Origin of the sequence: Streptomyces sp. NPDC001890, assembly GCF_042891445.1 — a bacterium.
Lineage (GTDB): Bacteria > Actinomycetota > Actinomycetes > Streptomycetales > Streptomycetaceae > Streptomyces.
Genome location: NZ_JBIATE010000075.1, coordinates 1 through 3,493 on the forward strand (window position 1 = coordinate 1; position 3,493 = coordinate 3,493).

Annotated in this window: 2 rRNA genes (1 of these 2 cut by a window edge); both read left to right on the forward strand. The window is 57.7% G+C overall.

The annotated features are described in order from the left end of the window. Positions 1–382: 382 nt before the first annotated feature. Positions 383–1,908, forward strand: a 16S ribosomal RNA gene (locus tag ACFYY1_RS43095). 299 nt (positions 1,909–2,207) lie between these two features. Then, positions 2,208–3,493, forward strand: a 23S ribosomal RNA gene (locus ACFYY1_RS43100) (it continues 1,489 nt past the right edge of the window). Together the 16S and 23S rRNA genes form the textbook arrangement of a ribosomal RNA operon.

Here is a 3,493-nt window from a genome sequence, read left to right on the forward strand (position 1 = left end):
CGCCGGAAAGGGAAACGCGAAAGCGAAGAACTGGAAAGCGAAAAGCAGGATCCCGCTTCGACCGGGAATCGGACACGAAAGAGTCTGATAGAGTCGGAAACGCAAGACCGAAGGGAAAAGCCCGGAGGAAAGCCCCAGAGAGTGTTCTGCGGGTGAGTACAAAGGAAGCGTCCGTTCCTTGAGAACTCAACAGCGTGCCAAAAGTCAACGCCAGATATGTTGATACCCCGGCCTGCCACGGCAGGTTGGAGGTTCCTTTGAAAGTCCCACGAGGTCACTGACCTGGTGGGCAATTTACACAGCGAGGACGCTGTGAACGACCGGTCTTATTCCGTCCGGTCGTTCCGCTCTCGTGTTGTGTTGTCCCGATCACGGGAAAACATTCACGGAGAGTTTGATCCTGGCTCAGGACGAACGCTGGCGGCGTGCTTAACACATGCAAGTCGAACGATGAAGCCCTTCGGGGTGGATTAGTGGCGAACGGGTGAGTAACACGTGGGCAATCTGCCCTTCACTCTGGGACAAGCCCTGGAAACGGGGTCTAATACCGGATAACACTCTGTCCCGCATGGGACGGGGTTGAAAGCTCCGGCGGTGAAGGATGAGCCCGCGGCCTATCAGCTTGTTGGTGGGGTGATGGCCTACCAAGGCGACGACGGGTAGCCGGCCTGAGAGGGCGACCGGCCACACTGGGACTGAGACACGGCCCAGACTCCTACGGGAGGCAGCAGTGGGGAATATTGCACAATGGGCGAAAGCCTGATGCAGCGACGCCGCGTGAGGGATGACGGCCTTCGGGTTGTAAACCTCTTTCAGCAGGGAAGAAGCGAAAGTGACGGTACCTGCAGAAGAAGCGCCGGCTAACTACGTGCCAGCAGCCGCGGTAATACGTAGGGCGCAAGCGTTGTCCGGAATTATTGGGCGTAAAGAGCTCGTAGGCGGCTTGTTGCGTCGGTTGTGAAAGCCCGGGGCTTAACCCCGGGTCTGCAGTCGATACGGGCAGGCTAGAGTGTGGTAGGGGAGATCGGAATTCCTGGTGTAGCGGTGAAATGCGCAGATATCAGGAGGAACACCGGTGGCGAAGGCGGATCTCTGGGCCATTACTGACGCTGAGGAGCGAAAGCGTGGGGAGCGAACAGGATTAGATACCCTGGTAGTCCACGCCGTAAACGTTGGGAACTAGGTGTTGGCGACATTCCACGTCGTCGGTGCCGCAGCTAACGCATTAAGTTCCCCGCCTGGGGAGTACGGCCGCAAGGCTAAAACTCAAAGGAATTGACGGGGGCCCGCACAAGCAGCGGAGCATGTGGCTTAATTCGACGCAACGCGAAGAACCTTACCAAGGCTTGACATACACCGGAAAGCATCAGAGATGGTGCCCCCCTTGTGGTCGGTGTACAGGTGGTGCATGGCTGTCGTCAGCTCGTGTCGTGAGATGTTGGGTTAAGTCCCGCAACGAGCGCAACCCTTGTTCTGTGTTGCCAGCATGCCCTTCGGGGTGATGGGGACTCACAGGAGACTGCCGGGGTCAACTCGGAGGAAGGTGGGGACGACGTCAAGTCATCATGCCCCTTATGTCTTGGGCTGCACACGTGCTACAATGGCCGGTACAATGAGCTGCGATGCCGCGAGGCGGAGCGAATCTCAAAAAGCCGGTCTCAGTTCGGATTGGGGTCTGCAACTCGACCCCATGAAGTCGGAGTTGCTAGTAATCGCAGATCAGCATTGCTGCGGTGAATACGTTCCCGGGCCTTGTACACACCGCCCGTCACGTCACGAAAGTCGGTAACACCCGAAGCCGGTGGCCCAACCCCTTGTGGGAGGGAGCTGTCGAAGGTGGGACTGGCGATTGGGACGAAGTCGTAACAAGGTAGCCGTACCGGAAGGTGCGGCTGGATCACCTCCTTTCTAAGGAGCACTTCTTACCGGGCTTGCCTGGTCAGAGGCCACTACGTCGGCAAATGTTCGACGGTGGTTGCTCATGGGTGGAACGTTGACTATTCGGCACGACAGGTTGTTTTTCACTAGTACTGCTTCGGCGTGGAACGTGGGGGATGGCAGGTCGGGTCGGGCACGTTGTTGGGTATCTGAGGGTACGGCCGTGATGGTCGCCTTCAGTTGCCGGCCCCAGTGAACCTGTTCTTCGGAGCGGGGTGATGGGTGGCTGGTCGTTGTTTGAGAACTGCACAGTGGACGCGAGCATCTGTGGCCAAGTTTTTAAGGGCGCACGGTGGATGCCTTGGCACCAGGAACCGATGAAGGACGTGGGAGGCCACGATAGGCCCCGGGGAGCTGTCAACCGAGCTTTGATCCGGGGGTGTCCGAATGGGGAAACCCGGCAGTCGTCATGGGCTGTCACCCGCTGCTGAACACATAGGCAGTGTGGAGGGAACGAGGGGAAGTGAAACATCTCAGTACCCTCAGGAAGAGAAAACAACCGTGATTCCGGGAGTAGTGGCGAGCGAAACTGGATGAGGCCAAACCGTATGCGTGTGATACCCGGCAGGGGTTGCGCATGCGGGGTTGTGGGATCTCTCTTCCACGGTCTGCCGGCCGTGGGACGAGTCAGAAACCGTTGATGTAGGCGAAGGACATGCGAAAGGTCCGGCGTAGAGGGTAAGACCCCCGTAGCTGAAACATTGACGGCTCGTTTGAGAGACACCCAAGTAGCACGGGGCCCGAGAAATCCCGTGTGAATCTGGCGGGACCACCCGCTAAGCCTAAATATTCCCTGGTGACCGATAGCGGATAGTACCGTGAGGGAATGGTGAAAAGTACCGCGGGAGCGGAGTGAAATAGTACCTGAAACCGTGTGCCTACAAGCCGTGGGAGCGTCGCATGCAAGCTTGCTTGTATGTCGTGACTGCGTGCCTTTTGAAGAATGAGCCTGCGAGTTTGCGGTGTGTTGCGAGGTTAACCCGTGTGGGGAAGCCGTAGCGAAAGCGAGTCCGAATAGGGCGGTTGAGTAGCACGCTCAAGACCCGAAGCGGAGTGATCTAGCCATGGGCAGGTTGAAGCGGAGGTAAGACTTCGTGGAGGACCGAACCCACCAGGGTTGAAAACCTGGGGGATGACCTGTGGTTAGGGGTGAAAGGCCAATCAAACTCCGTGATAGCTGGTTCTCCCCGAAATGCATTTAGGTGCAGCGTCGTGTGTTTCTTGCCGGAGGTAGAGCACTGGATAGGCGATGGGCCCTACCGGGTTACTGACCTTAGCCAAACTCCGAATGCCGGTAAGTGAGAGCGCGGCAGTGAGACTGTGGGGGATAAGCTCCATGGTCGAGAGGGAAACAGCCCAGAGCATCGACTAAGGCCCCTAAGCGTACGCTAAGTGGGAAAGGATGTGGAGTCGCAGAGACAACCAGGAGGTTGGCTTAGAAGCAGCCACCCTTGAAAGAGTGCGTAATAGCTCACTGGTCAAGTGATTCCGCGCCGACAATGTAGCGGGGCTCAAGCGTACCGCCGAAGTCGTGTCATTCCAGCGTGAAGCCTTA